The organism is Xanthocytophaga flava (assembly GCF_030068545.1).
Lineage (GTDB): Bacteria > Bacteroidota > Bacteroidia > Cytophagales > 172606-1 > Xanthocytophaga > Xanthocytophaga flava.
In genome coordinates, this window is record NZ_JASJOR010000020.1 from 122,154 (window position 1) to 141,915 (window position 19,762).

Annotated in this window: 19 protein-coding genes; 7 read left to right on the plus strand and 12 right to left on the minus strand. The window is 39.4% G+C overall.

The genetic code is table 11. The features are described from left to right. Positions 1–7: 7 nt before the first annotated feature. On the minus strand, positions 8–1,195 hold the full coding sequence (locus QNI15_RS25680) for a GlmU family protein (protein ID WP_314000036.1): 1,188 nt from the start codon (positions 1,193–1,195) through the stop codon (positions 8–10). A gap of 411 nt (positions 1,196–1,606) precedes the next feature. On the opposite strand from QNI15_RS25680, the gene QNI15_RS25685 reads away from it, so the two are divergent. The 4 genes from QNI15_RS25685 to QNI15_RS25700 all read left to right on the plus strand — a co-directional run bounded on the left by QNI15_RS25685 (position 1,607) and on the right by QNI15_RS25700 (position 4,381). Then, the gene (locus QNI15_RS25685) at positions 1,607–1,882 is read left to right on the plus strand and encodes a hypothetical protein (protein ID WP_314034449.1); all 276 of its coding nucleotides are present in this window, start codon (positions 1,607–1,609) and stop codon (positions 1,880–1,882) included. A 127-nt stretch (positions 1,883–2,009) separates the two neighbouring features. Then, positions 2,010–2,708, plus strand: a complete 699-nt coding sequence (locus tag QNI15_RS25690) for a peptidylprolyl isomerase (RefSeq protein WP_314034451.1) — start codon at positions 2,010–2,012, stop codon at positions 2,706–2,708. Positions 2,709–2,777: 69 nt separating this feature from the next. Further along, a complete protein-coding gene (locus QNI15_RS25695; protein ID WP_314034453.1) occupies positions 2,778–3,410 on the plus strand; it encodes a macro domain-containing protein in 633 nt (210 codons plus the stop codon). 44 nt (positions 3,411–3,454) lie between these two features. After that, a complete protein-coding gene (locus QNI15_RS25700) occupies positions 3,455–4,381 on the plus strand; it encodes an SDR family oxidoreductase (RefSeq protein ID WP_314000028.1) in 927 nt (308 codons plus the stop codon). Positions 4,382–4,452: 71 nt separating this feature from the next. Here the strand turns inward: QNI15_RS25700 and hpf are convergent, their stop codons facing one another. The 10 genes from hpf to QNI15_RS25750 form a co-directional block, all read right to left on the minus strand. After that, positions 4,453–4,815 (minus strand): ribosome hibernation-promoting factor, HPF/YfiA family, encoded by a 363-nt coding sequence (gene hpf, locus QNI15_RS25705; RefSeq protein WP_314034456.1) that lies wholly within the window; start codon positions 4,813–4,815, stop codon positions 4,453–4,455. Positions 4,816–4,974: 159 nt separating this feature from the next. Next, positions 4,975–5,853 (minus strand): tyrosine-type recombinase/integrase, encoded by an 879-nt coding sequence (locus QNI15_RS25710; protein ID WP_314034458.1) that lies wholly within the window; start codon positions 5,851–5,853, stop codon positions 4,975–4,977. Positions 5,854–6,010: 157 nt separating this feature from the next. Continuing rightward, on the minus strand, positions 6,011–6,205 hold the full coding sequence (gene rpsU, locus QNI15_RS25715; RefSeq protein WP_313983194.1) for a 30S ribosomal protein S21: 195 nt from the start codon (positions 6,203–6,205) through the stop codon (positions 6,011–6,013). Positions 6,206–6,323: 118 nt separating this feature from the next. Continuing rightward, entirely contained in the window at positions 6,324–7,733 is a 1,410-nt protein-coding gene (locus QNI15_RS25720; RefSeq protein WP_314000025.1) for an undecaprenyl-phosphate glucose phosphotransferase, read from the minus strand. A 215-nt stretch (positions 7,734–7,948) separates the two neighbouring features. Beyond that, positions 7,949–11,092: a translation initiation factor IF-2 gene (infB, locus tag QNI15_RS25725; protein WP_314034460.1), complete on the minus strand. Its 3,144-nt coding sequence runs from the start codon at positions 11,090–11,092 to the stop codon at positions 7,949–7,951. A gap of 325 nt (positions 11,093–11,417) precedes the next feature. Further along, entirely contained in the window at positions 11,418–12,674 is a 1,257-nt protein-coding gene (gene nusA, locus QNI15_RS25730) for a transcription termination factor NusA (RefSeq protein ID WP_313983189.1), read from the minus strand. A 50-nt stretch (positions 12,675–12,724) separates the two neighbouring features. Next, on the minus strand, positions 12,725–13,201 hold the full coding sequence (locus QNI15_RS25735; protein ID WP_313983187.1) for a ribosome maturation factor RimP: 477 nt from the start codon (positions 13,199–13,201) through the stop codon (positions 12,725–12,727). 316 nt (positions 13,202–13,517) lie between these two features. Continuing rightward, positions 13,518–13,967 (minus strand): hypothetical protein, encoded by a 450-nt coding sequence (locus QNI15_RS25740; RefSeq protein WP_314034462.1) that lies wholly within the window; start codon positions 13,965–13,967, stop codon positions 13,518–13,520. 15 nt (positions 13,968–13,982) lie between these two features. Further along, entirely contained in the window at positions 13,983–14,549 is a 567-nt protein-coding gene (locus QNI15_RS25745; protein ID WP_314000018.1) for a hypothetical protein, read from the minus strand. Positions 14,550–14,745: 196 nt separating this feature from the next. After that, positions 14,746–16,188, minus strand: a complete 1,443-nt coding sequence (locus QNI15_RS25750) for a serine hydrolase (RefSeq protein WP_314000016.1) — start codon at positions 16,186–16,188, stop codon at positions 14,746–14,748. 190 nt (positions 16,189–16,378) lie between these two features. On the opposite strand from QNI15_RS25750, the gene QNI15_RS25755 reads away from it, so the two are divergent. Then, positions 16,379–16,921 (plus strand): hypothetical protein, encoded by a 543-nt coding sequence (locus tag QNI15_RS25755; RefSeq protein WP_314000014.1) that lies wholly within the window; start codon positions 16,379–16,381, stop codon positions 16,919–16,921. A 293-nt stretch (positions 16,922–17,214) separates the two neighbouring features. Here QNI15_RS25755 and QNI15_RS25760 read toward each other — a convergent pair whose 3' ends face one another. Next, a complete protein-coding gene (locus QNI15_RS25760; protein ID WP_314000011.1) occupies positions 17,215–18,024 on the minus strand; it encodes a type 1 glutamine amidotransferase domain-containing protein in 810 nt (269 codons plus the stop codon). A 182-nt stretch (positions 18,025–18,206) separates the two neighbouring features. Here QNI15_RS25760 and QNI15_RS25765 point away from each other — a divergent pair, with 182 nt between their 5' ends. Next, positions 18,207–18,773 carry a Crp/Fnr family transcriptional regulator gene (locus QNI15_RS25765; protein ID WP_314000009.1) on the plus strand — a complete coding sequence of 189 codons (567 nt, stop codon included), beginning with the start codon at positions 18,207–18,209 and terminating at the stop codon, positions 18,771–18,773. A gap of 40 nt (positions 18,774–18,813) precedes the next feature. After that, complete coding sequence (locus QNI15_RS25770) at positions 18,814–19,740, plus strand: hypothetical protein (RefSeq protein WP_314000006.1); 927 nt, start codon at positions 18,814–18,816, stop codon at positions 19,738–19,740. Positions 19,741–19,762 lie beyond the last annotated feature (22 nt).

Below are 19,762 nucleotides of genomic sequence, written 5' to 3' on the forward strand. Positions count from 1 at the left end.
CCTGTTATTATTTTTCATGAGTAGCGTAAAACACATAGGTCAGTATTTCACGATCTTCTGGAGTAAGTTGTAGGGCTTTGCGTTCCAATACCCGTTGTGCAACATCTAAAGCCCTATCCAAACGATAGATATCCAGCCCCTCAGCACCACCCCAGGTAAAGGAAGGAACATGCTTTGGAGGAAAATTGCCGCCAAAAATATTTGCACTTACTCCTACTACTGTTCCTGTATTAAACATTGTATTGATTCCAGCTTTGGAGTGATCTCCCATTACCAGACCAACAAACTGTCGGCCTGTATCCATAAAGTCGTTCTCCACATAACTCCATTGCTTTACTATTCCATAATCGTTCTTCAGATTGGAAGTATTGGTATCAGCTCCCAGATTGCACCATTCCCCTAAGATTGAATTCCCCAGATAGCCATCATGACCTTTATTACTAAATCCAAACAATATACTGTTGCTTACCTCACCTCCTATTTTACAATGAGGACCAATAGTAATCTCTCCTCTCATTTTAGCGCCCAGTGCAACAATGCTACTCTCTCCTATAGCAAAAGGCCCCCGAATAATACTTCCCTCCTGAATGTCGGCATCTTTTCCTATATAAATAGGACCATTTTCTGCATTCAGGATGCAGGCCTTTGTTTTGGCTCCTTCTTCCAGAAATATGTGAGAAGGATTATACATAATTGTATGTGGGTCTGTTATTTCTCTGGAAATACGCCCTTCAGTAAGCCATGTATAATCTGCACGAATTTGAGAGCCGTTGAGCAGAAAAATATCTGACAGCTGACGTACCTGAGTTAGGGTACCAGTATATGGATGAACGGTAGTATTGCCGGCTGCAGTGATAACATCTCTACAATCTTTCAACGAATAAGGTATTCTCAGCGCTATCAGCACATTTCCACACTGTAGCGACTCTCCGGGAGCCAGTTGCCCAATAGCTGTAACCAAATTCTGATCGGGGCATAATGATCCATTTATCAGCAGGTTATCTTCGCCCCAATCACTTATATATTTTTTCTGCAGAAAATCTTTTGTAAGATAACTTACTTCACCTTGTAAGAAATGTAGCCATTTTTCAGCAATTGTGACAATTCCCAAGCGAATATGGCTGATTGGACGTGTAAACGTGAGTGGTAATAATGCCCCATGAACAAGTGGATCGTCAAAAAGTATATAACTCATACAACAAAAATAAAGGAAGAATTAGAGGAATAAGACTTAAATAATGGATTTTTCTAACTTTTTTAAAAAAGTTTTTATCCTCACTTTATCACTCATTTATGCCAATTCAGGCATATTTTTTTACTATTTAGGTTTACTTTCCATAAGGATCAAATACAAAATAAGTGTATATGAATAAAAGTGGCCTGAAAAACATCACAAAACACTCAAACAACTGATTTACAGAAAGTTTAACACGTTTTGTTTTTACGTTTTATGGCACGTTATTAGTGAAAAATCTATCACAGAGAAGGCTACTCTGATTACTTGATTCGTAACATTCACACGCAATAAATCGTTAAGGATTAAAGTTTTTTTTACAAATAAACGAGATAATTTTACCTACGTATTTACTCTAATGACATAATTGCTATGGAGATGACTCTTGATTACATATCGGTTTGTATATTTTGCATAATATGTGTAGTAGGAATGGTTTGGCATGTATTAACTGCTAAAAAAACCTCCAGACCTGACAATAACAGTGGTGATGGTGGTGGTGGCATTCCTTCCGGATTTGAATTTCCTCCCTTTGACCCACCCAGTGGACATGGTCTAAGCCTTGATGACTGGTTGGTCGACAGAATGCCCAAAGATATGGAAGAAGAAAAGTCTTTAACCCATTTCTTTGAGTTAATGGAAAATTAAAATCTCGGTACTGAATCTATACACCTCATTTTGCTAACAGCCAAGTGGGGTGTTTTTGTTTTGTATATTCTATAAAAACTTAGGAAACAAATCCTCAAAATTGGAAATCCGGTTTTATATTTGTCCTATGAAAAAAATTTCATTACTATTCTTACTCTTATGGGCTCTATTTCCTGCTTCAGCCCAAAAAAAATCTAAAAAAGACTATCTGATTACAATCTCTACAGAATTTGGCACAATGTACGCTATTCTGTATGACCAAACACCAAAACACAAAGCCAATTTCATCGCTCTGGCAGATACTGGATTTTATAATGGTACTCTGTTTCACCGTATCATCGAAAACTTCATGATTCAGGGTGGAGATCCTACCTCTAAAAAAGCCAAGCCCGGTGACATGTTGGGTGGTGGAGATGTAGGCTATAAAGTACCTGCAGAATTTAATGCTACCCTATTTCATAAGAAAGGTGCATTGGCGGCGGCTCGTGACAACAATCCTGAAAAAGCATCCAGTGGATGCCAGTTCTACATTGTCCAGGGAAAAAAATTCACAGATCAGGAACTAGCGACTCAGGAACGGCGGGCAGGTCGTACATTAACTGACTCACAAAAACAAGTGTATAAAACGCTGGGGGGCACCCCTCATCTGGATGGAAATTATACTGTCTTTGGTGAAGTTATCCAAGGGCTAGATGTACTTGATACCATTGCCAAACAACCCCGCAATGACAAGGACCGCCCTCAGAAAGACATTGCGATGCAGATAAAAGTAGAAAAACTCAAAAAGAAGAAAATTACGAAGAAGTTTGGGTATACATATGAATAATACAATGTGAGTCTTTTCTCATATAACTAAAGTAATTATTCAACCTTATCCAACTCTAAACTTCTTTCTATGCAATTTTACTTTATCGATACAAACAAACAAGTTACAGATGCCTGGAGTAAAGTATTCGAAGGCATACCTAATGTGTCTGTCCTTAATGATTCTATTTTCGAGCACCCATGTGATGCCATTGTCAGTCCCGCCAATAGCTTTGGCTATATGAATGGTGGGATTGACTTTGTAATCTCTAAAAATCTGGGATGGCACATTGAGAAAAGACTACAAAAGATCATTCGTGAGAAATATTATGGTGAACTACTGGTCGGACAAGCAGAGATTGTATCAACCGATCATGCCAGTTTTCCGTATCTGATTTCAGCACCAACTATGCGTCTCCCAATGACGATACTACGCACTCCTAATGTATATCTGTGCATGAAAGCCATAGTAACTCTGCTTCAATATGGAAAGTTTGCAGATGGGCAACAGATAAAAGATAAAGTTAACTCAGTAGCTATTCCAGGTCTTGGAACAGGTATAGGACAGTTTCCTCCTATATTATGTGCCAGACAAATGCGCATTGCATGGGAAGATGTCATGAATGAGAAACATACCACTGAAAAAGGCTGGGAAGAAATGCGATCTAACTACGCCTATTTTTATACAGGTGATCCAAAAGATCTGAAATACCCTATACCTTAAAAGGAAAACCAGACACTTATTTATATTCAAGCATACATTTATCCATGAAAAAGATCCTTCTTACCGGCTCCAATGGTTTATTAGGCCAAAAACTGGTTCAGTTAATACTGGATCAGGGGCAATATGAACTTATCGCAACAGCACGGGGTGAGAACCGCCTGCCTATTCTGGAATCAGGCAAAGGAACTTACCGCAATCTGGATGTTACCAATCGGGAAGAAGTGCTGCAGGTAATGACAGAGTTCAAACCTGACTATGTAATCCATACTGCAGCAATGACCAATGTAGACCAATGTGAATCAGAACGTGAAGGATGTTGGAAACTCAATGTTGATGCAGTACAATACCTTGCAGAGGCTTGTACTGCTCACAATGCATTTCTATTACACCTTTCTACTGACTTTATCTTCGATGGAGCAGCTGGCCCTTATGATGAAAATGCAGAAGCCAAACCATTAAGTTATTATGGAGAAAGTAAACTTGCTGCTGAGGAAATCCTGTTGCAAAGCACTAGTCTTCGCTGGGCTATTGCCCGTACAATCCTTGTATATGGCATTGCCCATGACATGAGTCGTAGCAATATTATTCTTTGGGTAAAAAACTCACTGGAAGGGCAGAAATCCATCAAGGTAGTAGACGACCAATGGCGTACTCCAACTCTGGCAGAAGATCTGGCAATGGGCTGTTACCTGATCGTAAAACATGAGGCAACAGGCCTATTTAATATATCAGGTAAGGATATGCTGACCCCTTGGGAAATGGCAAACCAGACTGCAGACTTCTTTAACCTGGATAAATCCTTTATGACTCGCGCTGACTCCAGTACATTTACACAGCCAGCCAAACGTCCGGCAAGAACTGGTTTTATCATTACAAAGGCTGAACAACAGCTAGGCTATCAACCACATTCTTTCACAGAAGGCATTGCGATTGTAGCTGAACAAGCCAAAGCTTTTAGTAAGTCTAACTGAATTAAAAGCATAGGCCACTCTGGATTGAGAGTGGCCTATGCTTATTATCTATCTAATCTGTTCTATTATTCCTAAAATTCTTCTTCTACTTCTACATTGGTTACATCTTCCACTCCATTAGAATCAGTTTTATGACTTCGGAGTTTTTCTTTATGCTTTCTGAGTTGCGATTTCATTGTTTCTAATGCCAGATCAGTAGCCGCTTCAAACGTACTGGCTTTTTCCTTGACAAAAAACTGATTGCCTGGCACATTTATGCGAAGTTCGAAAACTTTATTCTCTTTATTATCGCATTTTTCCAGCCTTAAAATCACTTCACCGTCAATAATTCGACCAAAGAACGTATCCAGTTTCTCTGCCTTTTTCTGAATGAAGGCCAACAGTTTGCTGTCAGCATCAAAGTGAAGAGATTGCATCTGCAGTTTCATACGCATAAATAATTAAAGTGAAACAATTAATTTAATCAATGTACAAATGCACAGGTATGCAAATGTGCAAATAATTGATTCATAGCTAATTTCTCATCAGTTTGTATGGTTAACTATGCAACGAGTTACTTACAAATTTGCGTTTGTACAAATTTGTACATTTCCTTATGCCTTGGGGTGCGCCTGCTCGTATACTTTTTTCAGCTTTTCGAGCGAGTTGTGCGTGTAAACCTGAGTCGCAGCAAGGCTACTATGACCCAGAAGATCTTTAATTGCGTTTAAGTCAGCTCCTTTATTTAGCAGGTGTGTTGCAAATGTATGCCGCAATACGTGTGGACTTCGTTTGTCCACAGTTGTTGCAGTCAGATACTTACGCACGATCCGATAGATTAACATAGGATATGCTTCTTTTCCTTCTGTTGTTACTATCAAATGTTTGTCTGCACTACCATTAAACTCACGTTCTTTCTCCTGTTGATACAGTTCTATGAGTGGAAGTAAGCTGGCATGTAATGGAATAATACGTTGTTTATTTCGTTTACCTGTAATTTTTATCGTACTTTCTACCTTGGAGATCATGCTATCATCCAAACTCAGCAACTCGCCAAGTCGTATACCCGTGCCATATAACATCTCCATTACCAATCGATCCCTAAGTCCCTCAAAACCATCAGGAAACGGAAAATAATCCAACAGCGTTACCAGTTGTTGCTCTTCCACAAAATGAGGTAGTTTTTTACTTTCTTTTAAGGAACGAACCTTAAGCATAGGGTTTTGGATAATAGTCCCTCTACGTAATAAAAATTTATAGAATGTACGAAGGGTAGCAATCTTTCGGTTTATAGAGGTAGCATTAATCTGTGCATCAACCAGACTTACAATCCAGGAACGAATGATAGGAAATGTAGCCAATTCCGGCTGTGAGTATTCATAAGATGACTGGAGAAATGTAGCAAATTGCTCAAGATCGGTCTGATAAGCTGTTATAGTATGCGGACTACACCTTTTCTCGTATTGTAGATATTTTAAAAATAATTCAATCATGCCAACTCTCAATTAGTAGCGTCTTCTTCGTAGCACCAACATACAAAAGAAAAAATAAAAATGCTATTCTTTGCGTTTTTATTTTCCACAAACACAAAAACCCCACCTTGGTCGGGTGAGGTTTCATTTGCAATAGTATCTTTGGTAATTCTATAGCTTAGATTTCTTCCTGAGATCTCATTCTCTCGCGATAAGCTGCACGAATTACTTCATTTCTTCTACGTACAGAATTTTTTTCAAAAGCAGTTCTAGAACGAAGTTCTTTCAGAACACCAGTTTTTTCAAATTTCTTTTTGAATCTTTTCAGCGCTTTGTCAATAGATTCGTTTTCTTTTACCTGAACAATGATCATAATATTTTATTTTATAAAAACTATATTTTGAATAGAAAACTCTTTTCCTAAAAAACGGGCTGCAAATCTAACTATTTACTATTAGAAACGCAAATATATGTGTCCAATATTTCATTAGTTAAAAAGCATTTTCTTCTCCCTGGAATATATTGGTCACAGTCTGTACTATGATTTTAATATCCAGCCACAAGCTCCAGTTCTCCATATACCAAGTATCATATTCTAAACGCTTGCGCATAAGTTTAGGATCTGACCCTGTTTCTCCACGAAAGCCATTTACCTGTGCATGTCCAGTAATTCCAGGAGTAACAAAGTGGCGAATCAGATACTTTTCAATCATTTGAGAGTATTCCTCCGTGTGCTTCAGCATGTGAGGACGTGGTCCTACTACTGACATATCACCCATTAACACATTAAAAAACTGAGGCATTTCATCCAGACTGGTCTTACGCAAAAATGCACCAACTTTGGTTATCCGTTTATCCCCCCGTGTTGCCTGTTTGCTATTTGATTCGTTGTTTACATACATAGTCCGAAACTTATAACAGTTAAACAGCTTATTCTTGCGACCAGACCGTGGTTGCTTGAAGAAAATAGGCCCTCTGGAATTTATCTTGATAGCAATACCAATTATTAAGAATAACCATGGGAACACCAGTAGTATAACAGCCAGCGAAAACACAATATCAAATATACGTTTTAACGTTCGGTTGCTCCATACTTGTAAAGGTTCCTGACGGAAGGTCATAATAGGTACAGTATCGTAAAAGTCGATATTTACTTTACGCTGCATCAACCCTCTGAAATCCGGAGCTATTTTAAAATAGATAAAATGCTCATCTGCAAAGTCTGCCAGATCTTTAATCAATTCTGTATCATTCAATGACTTGGCATAGTATATCTCAGTGATCTGATTTTCTTTACAATAATCCTTCAGATGTTCGAGTCTTCCTTTTATTACCAGACTAGGTAGTTCAGGTTGGTCATCAAAGAATCCCATAAACTTGGTTTCTTTTCCTTTATTACCAATAATATAATGGTATAGATCATTTCCTGCATACCCAGCTCCTACTATTACAACCCGGTTTTCATTCTCTCGTAATTTTATACCATATCTCAATATGATGGAAATGACTACCCGAAACAAAAATGTAGCCCCAAAACTAAAGAGATACGCAGCAGAAAGGAACGCCCGTGAAAGGTCATAATACTTATCCCGGAAACCTATAATAAAGACAAAAATAAGCAGTGCATGAAACGCGAAGGTATATACCAGTGTAGAAAAGAACTTACGTGTCTTTAATAAGCTTCTGTAAATATTTACATCACGCAGTAATACAACTCCAAGTGACGCAGGTATCCAGGCCAACTGGAATATTCTTAGAAAATCAATATAATAGTTAGAATAATCAATAGAATAATGATGCCGCCATTGATAAGCAGACCGGCAGGCCGCATCCAGTAAGAAGAAATCAACAATTAATAAAACGAGGCCAATGAACTTAGAATAAGGGGAGTTCCTTTGCATAGCTAGTAATAATTTTCAATCAATATCGTTTAGTGGTATCTTAGAAAAGGAAGTAATCATTCTATGAAATAAATCAGATACCAAAGTTAGTAAATTATTTATTACCAGACATTAACACAATATTATACAATTTCAACTTTTACTTGTTGTTTATGAAGTATTTATAAAAAAAGCCGCTTACAGTAAGCGGCTTTTTTATAAAAAGAAGACTTATATTATAATGTCCGTTTAGTCTCCTTATTTTCAAAGCTTTCTATTGTATCACCAGTCAGAAGATCATTAAAGTTTTTCACGCTCAAACCACATTCATAACCAAACTTCACTTCATTAACATCATCTTTGAAACGCTTCAAGGCATCAATCTCTCCTGTGTGAACAACGATACCATCCCTGATAACTCGTATCTTATTATTTCTCTTAATAAGACCTTCCTGTACATAACATCCGGCAACAGTACCTATTTTCGAAATTTTGAATACTTCTCTCACTTCGATTGTACCCATAATCACTTCTTCTACCTTCGGTGCCAGCATGCCTTCCATAGCATCTTTCACTTCATTGATGGCATCATAGATGATAGAATACAGACGAATTTCGATCTCTTCGTTTTCGGCAGCTTTACGTGCATTAACAGATGGACGCACCTGGAAACCAACAATTACAGCATCTGAAGCTGAAGCCAGCATAACGTCGGCCTCGGAAATTTGGCCCACACCTTTATGGATAATACGAACCTGCACTTCATCTGTAGATAATCGCAGTAAAGAGTCAGCCAAAGCTTCCACAGAACCATCCACGTCACCTTTCACAATCAGGTTTAATTCGCGGAACGAGTCGAGTGCCAGACGACGACCAATTTCATCCAGGGTAATATGGCGACGGGTCCGTATACTTTGCTCGCGTAAAATCTGCTCACGTTTGTTTGCGATCTCACGTGCATCACGCTCAGATTCCATCACATTAAATTTCTCACCAGCCTGTGGTGCACCATCCAAACCTAATATCTGTACAGGAGTAGATGGGCCAACTTCTTTCACACGTGCACCCTTGTGATTAAGCATTGCTTTTACACGGCCATAATGTGCACCTGCCAACAGAATATCCCCTATTTTCAAGGTTCCGGCCTGTACCATTACAGTAGCAACATATCCACGGCCCTTATCCAGAGCAGCTTCAATCACAGACCCTACAGCTTTCTTCTTCGGATTAGCTTTCAGATCAAGGAGTTCTGCTTCCAACAGCACTTTTTCCAACAGCTCATCAATACCTTTTCCACTTTTGGCAGATATTTCCTGGCTTTGGTATTTACCACCCCACTCTTCTACCAGAACGTTTTCTTTTGCCAGCTCCTCTCTGATTTTCTCAGGATTAGCATTAGGCTTATCAATCTTATTAATAGCAATTACAATAGGAACTCCGGCAGACTGCGCGTGGTTAATAGCCTCTTTGGTTTGAGGCATCACATTATCGTCAGCTGCTACTACAATAATAACAACGTCTGTGATTTTTGCACCACGGGCACGCATAGCAGTAAAGGCTTCGTGACCAGGTGTATCCAGAAACGTAATTTTCTTGCCAGATTCTGTAGTCACATCATATGCACCAATGTGCTGTGTAATTCCACCTGCTTCACCAGCAGCTACTTTTGCTTTCCGAATGTAATCCAGCAATGAGGTCTTACCATGGTCAACGTGACCCATAATGGTAACAATAGGTGCACGAGGCTTAAGATCGTCTTCAGCATCTTCTTCATTGCTGATCAGATTACCTTCAATCTCTTCCTCTGCCGAGATAAACTTAACATCATAGTTAAATTCATCCGCAATAATAGTAATAGCTTCAGCATCCAGACGCTGGTTGATGGAAACGAACATACCCAGATTTAAACAAACTGAGATTACATCGTTTACAGAAACATTCATCAGAGAAGCCATGTCATTTACAGATACGAACTCTGTTACACGCAGGATATTGGTTTCCTCTACCTCCTCAACCATTTCATCACGGTTATCACGGGAACGGTTCTTTCCTTTACCACGTAGAGGAGTACGTCCACCCATTTTAGCCAAGGTTGCTTTCAGCTGATCTTGTACTTCCCGATCTGAAACTTCCTCTCTCTTGTTCTTATTCCGCTTATTTCCCTGCTGTCTGTTATTGTTGCTATTGTTGTTATTACTGTTATTGTTGTTACTGTTATTACCAACAGGTTTATTTTTTGATTGTCCTGTATTGGTGTTATTATTATTGGTGTTGGTATTTGTATTGTTATTGGTATTTGCAGGTTGGCCTTTTGGTTTTCCTGTATCTGCAGTATTTGCGGTATTCTCAGGATGCCCTGATTTTAACCGTTTACGCTTGCGTTTCTTTTTCTTCTTATCATCATCACTTGCAGCGCCTGCGGGGTTATTGTTGCCAACAGGGCCACCTTTTTTACGCTTATCTTTGTCCAAAGGAAGTTCTATCTTACCTAATACAGATAAACCTCTCAAGGTTTCCCCTCTTGCCTTTACCAACTCAACTCTTTCTTCAGGCTGAGATTGTTCTACAGGATTGCTCTTTGGTTGAGGAGGTACTGACTTCTCAATAGGCGTTTCAGTCTTTGGTTCGATTTTAGGCAAGGGAACTTCTTTAGGCTTTTGTTGTTGAGGAACTTCCTGAGCCACTACAACAGGTGTTGCCTCTACAGGTGGTACTACTTCTTTTACAGGCTCTTCAACCTTAACAGGTTCTACTTTCTGAACTTCTGGTTCCACTTCTTTTACTTCAGGCACTTTCTCCACTACAGGTTGTGATACAGGAGTCTCTATCACTTTTTCTTCTACAACAGGAGGTTTTACTTCCTCTACTTTGGCCTCCACTATTGGTTCTGGCTCCACTTGTGGTTGTGGCTGAGTTTTGGGAGGAATAGGATTTCCTTTTTTATCTAATTCTATTTTTCCTAGTATTTTCACCCCAGGCAAAGTGATACGTCCTGTATCAGGGCGCACAGTAGAAGGCTCCTGAATGGCAGGGGTTTCTTTGGGCACTTCTTTGCTAACAGGTGTTTCTTTTTCTGAAACATGAAGTGGAATAAAAAACTCTTCTTCTTCTGTCTTGTCACGACGTTCCGGACGGTTGGCATCCAGAATCAGATTTTCATTATGTTTCTTACCAATAGTAAGTTCAGAAGCTTCTTTTTTCTCTAAAGCTGATCCTTTGAATTCTTTTGCCAGTATTTCAAATTGCTCAGAAGTAATTTTTGCATTCGGTGAATTTTCTACTTTAAAGCCACGCTGCCCCAGCACATCCAGTATAGTGGAAGTTCCTACGTTGAGTTGTCTGGCAACCTGACTTAATCGCATCATTTTTTCTTCTCCCATGAGTTATGAATAAATGTCTTGTCTTGTTTTAAGGTAATGTGAATAAAAATGAATGTTACAATGACCGCGTATCGCTGAAAAGCAGAAAGTTTCACACTGCTTCTCCTAACAAAATACTATCCCTGAACGCATAAAAACTGGGCAACTTTACTGGTTAAGAAACAAAAATCAGAAATACCCTCTGAATTATGGAAACGCCTCCTTGCCAAAGAGGAGAATAATGAGCGGATATTTTATTAACTATTCAGATGATTGCAATGAGGGATAACTTTCATCTTGAAAAGATACTATATTTTTCCCTCATTACAATCAATTATTTCTATTATTAGCTTTCCTCTTCAAATTCCTGTCTTAATATCTGAAGTACATCATCAATTGTTTCTTCTTCCAGATCTGTTCTGCGAATCAGGTCTTCTTTGCTAAGAGCCAGCACGCTACGGGCTGTATCCAAACCTACACGACGAAGTTCGTCGATAACCCAACGTTCAATTTCGTCGTCAAACTCCTGAAGATCAATATCTTCATCTCCTTCCTCATCTGTATCACGATATACATCAATCTCCATGCCTACCAGTTTACCAGCCAGTCTGATATTTTGTCCACTCTTACCAATTGCCAGAGAAACCTGATCCGGACGCATATACACAGCCACCCGACCTTCTTCTTCATCAATAGTAATACGACTGATTTTTGCTGGGCTTAAAGCACGGGAGATATATAGTTCAATGTTATCTGTGTAATTAATAACATCAATATTTTCATTGTCCAGTTCCCGAACAATAGTATGAATACGAGATCCTTTCATTCCTACACATGCGCCAACCGGATCTATCCGGTCATCGAAGCTTTCGACAGCAACTTTTGCTCTTTCTCCTGGCTCACGCACAATCTTTTTAATGGCTATAACCCCATCAAACACCTCAGGAACTTCACTTTCAAATAATCTTTCTAAGAATACAGGAGAAGTACGAGACAGAATAATCTTAGGAGTGCCATTCACCATTTCAACACGGTGTACAATAGCTTTTACAGAATCCCCTTTCCGAAACCGGTCTTTAGGAATCTGTTCTGTACGAGGCAAGGCTAGTTCATGACCTTCTGCATCCAGCAGAATAATTTCTTTGCCTAATATCTGGTATACTTCTGCAACAATTATTTCGCCAACAAGTTCCTTATATTTCTGAAAAAGTAAATCTTTTTCCAGATCCTTTACTTTTTGGATTAGTGTCTGGCGTGCTGTTTGTACTACACGACGTCCGAAATCTTCCAGCTTAATAGACTCAGCCACTTCCTCATCCACCTCAAAATCAGGCTCTATCTTCCGGGCATCTGACAGTGATATTTTATCATGATCCCAGATATCCTCTGAGTTATCGTCTACAATTTTGCGAAAACGCCAGATCTCCAAATCACCATTGTCTGCATTTATAATGATATCAAAGTTCTCATCGGCGCCATATCTCTTGCGGATCATTGTCCGAAAAACATCTTCCAGAATGCGGATCATTGTCGGACGGTCAATGTTTTTGAGTCTCGCAAACTCCGCAAATGACTCAATCAGTTCTTTACTTTCTTTGCTCATTGTATGTTAGTCTTGGGTCATGAATCTTGGATGTATAATACAATCTCTTTCTATTTGAAAGATACCAGCACAAATGCTTTATCAATATCCAGAATGGCAACTGTTGCCGTGACAAGTTCTTTTTTCTTTTTATTAGCTTTATTTACAATTTCTTCCTGAAAAGTAATATTCTCATTATCAACAGCCTCTAACTTTCCTTCTCTTGTAACTCCATCCTTGAGGTGAATACGCACCTGACGTCCTATATGTTTGGGATACTGACGCACCAATTTTAATGGCTGATCAATACCTGGTGAAGAAACTTCCAGTACATATCCTTTAGGAAATAATCCCTCCTCTTCTATTTTCTTGTCAACATCACGACTTATATCGGCACAGGTATCAATTCCTATTCCATTGTCTCCATCTAGTGTAATTGTTACTTTAGGAGTAGTTCTTGAACCACTTACATAAACATCAACAACAAAGTACGGAGATTCACTTAGTTGTGTTTCTACTAATTGGCGTATGTGTTCCTGGTCTTTCATGCCCTTTGATCTGGTACTGGCTATATTTATAGCTTATCATTCCACGAAGCAAAAGAGGGGACACATGCCCCCTCTTGCTTAATATTTCTGCAAATATAAACTAAATATTAGCTATTAGCAAATATTTTCTATACAATACATGGAAAATAACATATCAATAATAACTTAATGCCTTATCATTCAATATCTATACTAGTAAAAGTAACGAAAATATAAGCATTAACATACGTTGTGTAAACTATTGATAGTATTGACATATAAACGTCAGATTGGCTAATACTTTGTCACTACCAATAATTCTTCCGTATTTTTAATTTTATTCTTCAGCAGCAAAGGAGACGCGTTTTACCTTCCATCCCTTTCGGGTTTTGGTCATGTAAAAGGCTACAGATAACAGTTCATCTTCACTGTCTCCATATACACAGTAATACAGGCCCTTTTCGGTATCTGAAGCATCATGACATTCTGTTAATTTCCGTTGCTTACGAAAAATAGTTCCCATCAACTTATCAACGGACTCTTCATTGGCTACTTGTAAAGCCTTGGCTCTGTTTTTAGTGCGCCATGCATCAAAGAGTGCTTTGGCTGCAGCCTGTGGTGTGGCATATGTTGTCTGAGCTTTTACAGGTAACGCACATAAAATCAACAGACTATATACAACTATTTGCCAACGCAGGTTGTGTATCCATAAAACACCCATAGCCTGACAGAATTTGACCAATTCCTTTGGCGTTACCATGCTGTCTAGATAAATTAAAGAATTCATAGTATATCTCTACTCTTATTTAGCTGTGTAAGTAATCTCATTGGTTACGGGAGCAAACTTTCCGCTGATATAACCATCTGTGCCTTGAAATCGCAGGCGAAGAGTAGTTTCGGTAAGCTCCAGGATTTCAGCATCATTTCCCAGCAAAAAACCTATCATAGCATTGCTATTATCTTCTTTCAGCACAGGCAGTCCGGTTAATGTGAGTTTCTTACCATCAGCACTGATTTGCCAGTGCAAGTTTGGCAAATTCTGCATCGATTTTACACACATTTTTGTTCCCTCAGAGTAAGAAGCATTCCAGTCACTGCTTAAGATAAGTTCGTTATCTGCATAACACGAACCTGGTTCTACAGGAATCTTATAACCTGATCGATTGATAGCTGTCACTACCCAACGTTTACGTCCAGTTCCTGATAACTTCTGAAAGGCAAGATTCACCCTAAGCTTAGGATCTATCTTCAGATTGGCATTGGCTGAAGGCTGTATTTTAGTAGCCGTTCCAGATGTTGGAGTCTGTGCATAGAGCACACCGGGTGCAATTAAAACGAGGATAAGTAGTAAAAAATGTCTGGTGTACATGGTTGTATCTTGTAGGTGCTACAATTTAATAAAGGCAGATTAGCCTGAGATGTATACAAATGTAGAGACCAACCCTATCTCACTCAAGACATGAATATGTGTGTTTTAAGAGTTCTTTCAGAAGGACAAAGAAGAGAGTTGTTCTTCTACGAGGTGCTTTTCCTTTTATTTACAGGCTTCCTTGAGAGGTCCATAATTACTTCTTCTCTTTCAGTTGTTTGAGCATTTGTTTGCCTTGTTCAAAGTCAGGATTCAACTCAATAGCTTTTTCAAGGTTTTGTATACACAATTCCATCTTCTCCATATTGCCATAGGTATCCGCCAAGGCTACATAGTTTTTCCAATAGGAAGGATATTCTTTTGTATTAAACTGAAACACTTCAATGGCTTCCGGATATTTCTTCTCGTAATAGAATTTGTACCCAAGCTTATACAGTATGTTCTCATCTGGTTTTATGATTGCAGTTTCCTTGAACTTACGGTATTGATCCAGACCTGCTTGCACACCTTTTACATGGGCGGTTTCCCATAACAGTGTTTGTGGGGAATTATACTGATCATAGCCTAACCAATCGTAGAGGGTATACTTCCCTCCTAATGTAACATCAACCAGTCGATCCCGAATGTTCAAGCCATTGTCACTATTGGTAAAATAAACGAGTGCCATTTCTTTTTCAGGCACTAGTAGTGTATACGCTTTATAGCCTGGATTATCACCCCAATGAAAGCCTACGATACCTTGCGACGTTTTTTCCAGTCCCCATCCTAATCCCCAGGATAAAGCGGGTTGGGCATCTGACAGGGAGATTTGCGGGGTAAGCATGGCGGTAATGGATGACGACTGCAAAACAGCAGGTTTGAGAATCGCAATCAATAACCGGGAGTAATCTTCTGCTGTTGTATAAAGTGAGTAGGCAGCATTAGCTTCTTTGGATTGATTTCCCATTACTGATTTTCCACTCCTATCGTATGCAGTTGCTATCCGTGGTTGTATAACGGAAGTCCAAACCATGTAGCTATTTTTCATTAAAAGAGGTGTAAAAACTTTAGTCTGAATGAGTTTATCCAGAGGCATTTGGGTGATGTGCTCAACTACTTTTTGCAGAAATACATATCCTTCACCTGAGTAACTAAACTTCTCTCCAGGTGTAAAACCAATTGTTAACTTATCATCCCGCCAGTTAGGGAAACCTGTAGTGTGACTAAGTACCATACGGGCAGTAATGGCATTGTACCGTTTGTCTGTTAACCCTTCATACGGTTTGTCAAGATATTCATGCAAGGGTTTATCCAGGGAGATTTTTCCTTCTTCTACAAGTTTTAAAATGGCAAACGCAAAAACAGGTTTTGTCAGAGAGGCGGCTTCAAACAGGGTGTTTGTTGTTACAGGAGCTTTGGTTGCTTTATCCTTGAAACCAAATGTATGTGAGTATACAGTTGTAGAGTGATTCACAATGGCGAGAGATAGTCCCGGAATGTGTGCACTGTCGAGAAGTGGTGTTATTTGCTGTGTTATATTTTGAGCAGAGAGTATGGTCCCATTCAGAGTTTGAATGTCTTTGTTGGCTGTCTGGGAAAAAGATAGATGAGTCAGGCAAAGCAGCAAAAAGCTTTGCGACAAAAGTGAAAGTTTTTTCATAGTAGTGGAGTTGTAGGTATTGTCTTACAGCAAGATGCATATAATCTTATAGAGGTTGCATACAGGTAGACAGAAAGTAAACTATGCTGTCTTCTTACTACTAAAAATGCCATTTCATTTCTGATTTTTACCAGAAAAAAGTATTTTCAGATGAATTTACACCCTCAAGATTTCTTCCTGAAAAACACCTATGGTATACACCCTTGTGGTATATTACAAAAGTTGGAATGTCCAGTTACTGGACGAGTATGGAATGACTATCACTGTACTCACAAAAGAAAAAGCACCTAACCAAACGTCATTCTGGTCTTTTCTATTTCCCAGCATGTGTTATCAAACTGCCTTTCTGGAGAAGAACTTAACCATTCAGAAAGAAGAAGGCCAAACAAGTGTGTTATATGATGAGCATCCTGTTGGCTATATCAGCTTCCCGACCTTGTCCTTATCAGGTTATATATGCACTATTTATCTGGAAGATCAGGAATACCGTCTGATCAGAAAAATATTTTCTACCGAAGAATTCCGAATTGTAAAACACAAATCAGATCTGGTTATAACGTTTACACACATACAATTTCAGGAAGATACTAGTGTACTATCAGGATTGTTTAATTTTTCGGATACATTTAATCTGGCTCTGGGTGTATATGATCCGTCTCTGAGTCAGGAGAGTATCCTACAACTCACCTTGCTAGCTGGGTATTGTATAAAATCCGTGTATAGCTCAACCTGATGTAAATTTTCGCCAAAGCAAAACAGGTTCGAACTATTGTTTGAACCTGTTTTGCTTTGTTATTATTTTTTGTCCTTCTGAAAGAATCTTGTGACAAATAGAGCCTTCTATGGTTTATGAGAGCGAAATACACTCCAGTTGGAAAGGCCGCCTATCCTTCACAGGATTCTTTCAGAAGTCCAGAAAGAACGTTTTTCTTTTAGAATAAACAGTATAAGAAGGAAGTACTCTTACGTTGGCAATATTGAACAGTTGCTCGGACCTGTCATATATATTTTACTATATGCCGGTTCCTATTTTGCTTTGGCAGTAACTCCCAATTGACTTAGAATCTCAGTTGCTACCAGTTCGGATGAGGCAGGATTTTGCCCTGTGATCAGTCGGCCATCAGTTACCAGAAAAGGTTTCCAGTCTCCACCACTTTCATAGTTACCTCCTTTTTCTTTTAGCATGTCTTCCAGTGGGAACGGACATTCCTGAGTAGAATTTCCGGCTACTTCTTCACTATTGGAATAACCTGTCACTTTCTTGCCTTTAATTAAAGGGGCGCCATCTTTGCCCTTCACATTTTTTAGCGCTGCCGGAGCATGACATACCAGAGCTACAGGTTTGTTAGCTGCATAAAATGATTCGATGAGTTGGATAGACTGTGTGTTCTCAGGCAGATCCCACATAGGACCATGTCCACCCGGATAGAAGATAGCATCATAATCACTGGCTTTAACCTGTGTGAGGGCAAGCGTGTTATCCAGTTTCTTCTGGGCATCTGCATCCTGCTGGAATCGCTTCACAGAGGCTGTTACATAGTCGGGAGCAAGGCTTTTAGGGTCTATTGGGGCTTTACCTCCTTTAGGTGAGGCAATCACCACTTCGATATCCTGTCCAGATAAAAGGTAATACGGAGAGGCCAATTCTTCAAGCCATATTCCAGTTTTGTGTCCTGTGGCTTGTATTTCACCATAGGATGTAACAACAAAAAGTACTTTCCTGGTTTTCATATGTGTTGAGGTATGTTTTGTGTGTTTTGTTTTACGTTGGCTATATCCCTGTAAGGCTATAAACAGAGACAAGACGATACATAAAAAAGCTGTACTACGTTTCATATTCTGGTAACTAAGTTTGTTTTACTGGGGCAAAGTTGGTAGATCTATATGTGTCTGCGAAGGAGCCAGATCACAATTTTTCTGTGACGTAGATCACATGAATAGTATAAGAAATAGTAATCTGTATGTGGTAAAATGTACTTTTGCAGATCAGATATTTAGCAAGTCCTCTTTTAATATCCATGAGTATAGTATTAAGGCAACATATTGAAGAAATTGTAGCAGTGACAGATTCCGAATTTGAGTATACACAGTCACTCTTTACACATAAAAAGTTAAAGAAACACCAATATCTGGTACAGGAAGGCACCCTGGTTACACATGAGTACTTTGTGCTGAATGGCCTGCTAAAGGCTTCCTATACTAATGAGGCAGGCAAAGAACATATTATACAGTTTGCTATGGAAAACTGGTGGGTTACCGATTATCAGGCGTATATCACTCAAAGACAGGCCACACTGAATATTGACTGTATTGAAGCGTCCGAACTACTCAGCATATCATTTGAGAACAAAAAACTGCTTTGCGCTGAACTACATAAAATGGAGTATTTTTTCCGAATGAAAGCTTCTTTGGGATATGTGGCTATGCAACAGCGTATTTTATCTTTGCTCAACAACGATGCCCGATTGCGCTATGAGCAACTGATGCAACAATATCCTACACTCCTTCAACGGGTACCTAAGTTGCTGATTGCCTCCTATCTCGGAGTATCACGCGAAACATTAAGCCGGTTTTCAGCATCCTGAGCGCTATACAGACTACTTCAACTAATCACAGATATATAATATGCAAACACAACAAAAGCATTTTGTGTGGTATGGCAGTGCGGGAAGTGAAGGCGGACCTTTTATGATTTCTTCTGTTGAAGACTATGCTCAATGGAAAGGTAGCGACGAACTGTTAAGCGAACGATTCCGGATTAGATACGATGGCCCACTGGTAAATGAGCTTTCACCGGATTTTGAGATGGTACAGCCTATTTACTTTTATAGTGAAGCCTCTTGTAAAGAGTTTGTACTGTCATTACTCAAAGAGTTGTATGAGAAGCAACCTCAACTCGTGATGCAGGTGAAAAAGACTGCCTGGGACGAGGTAATGAACAGAGAGTATAACACGCTGCCACCGCATGCCACACCTGATGTTATAGAAAAATGGATGGCTGCATGGCTGGAACATATTGGGCTGCAATACAACTTTCTGCTGGAGGATAAAACCAGCTTTCGTCTTATTATGGAAGCGTATACCGATTACACACAGATCTGTGAAATGTATCTGAATCAGGATGAGATCGCTATTGCTCCATTTGGGAATGATGCCCAGGCTCTCTTTTGGGATCTACGGCCTAACATAGTCACACTGGCTCTTGAACCCACAGGCAGTGAAGTGTTATTTGTAACTACGCAAGACATACACAAAGCCAAAGCGCTGGAAGTGATTGCCTCCAGTGATAAATCATATGAAGTAGGTACTCTAAACTTTCCTACAGGACGGGGTGTGCTGGCATGGTCACCGATGACACAAGGAGACCTTGGAGCTGCGGCAGGACTGGAGCCGATTGCAGACTTGAATCCACCTGTGCAACTCAATTCTCTGAACATTCTGGGTGTAGGTACTGTCTTTAAAGTAAAAGCAGGCAAGTATGCTGTCACCTGGGGCTGGGACAATGTGGACGAGAAGGAGTTTGCCTGGATAAGAATTTCATTGAAGGAATAGTTTTGCCTAGGGTGAGTACATA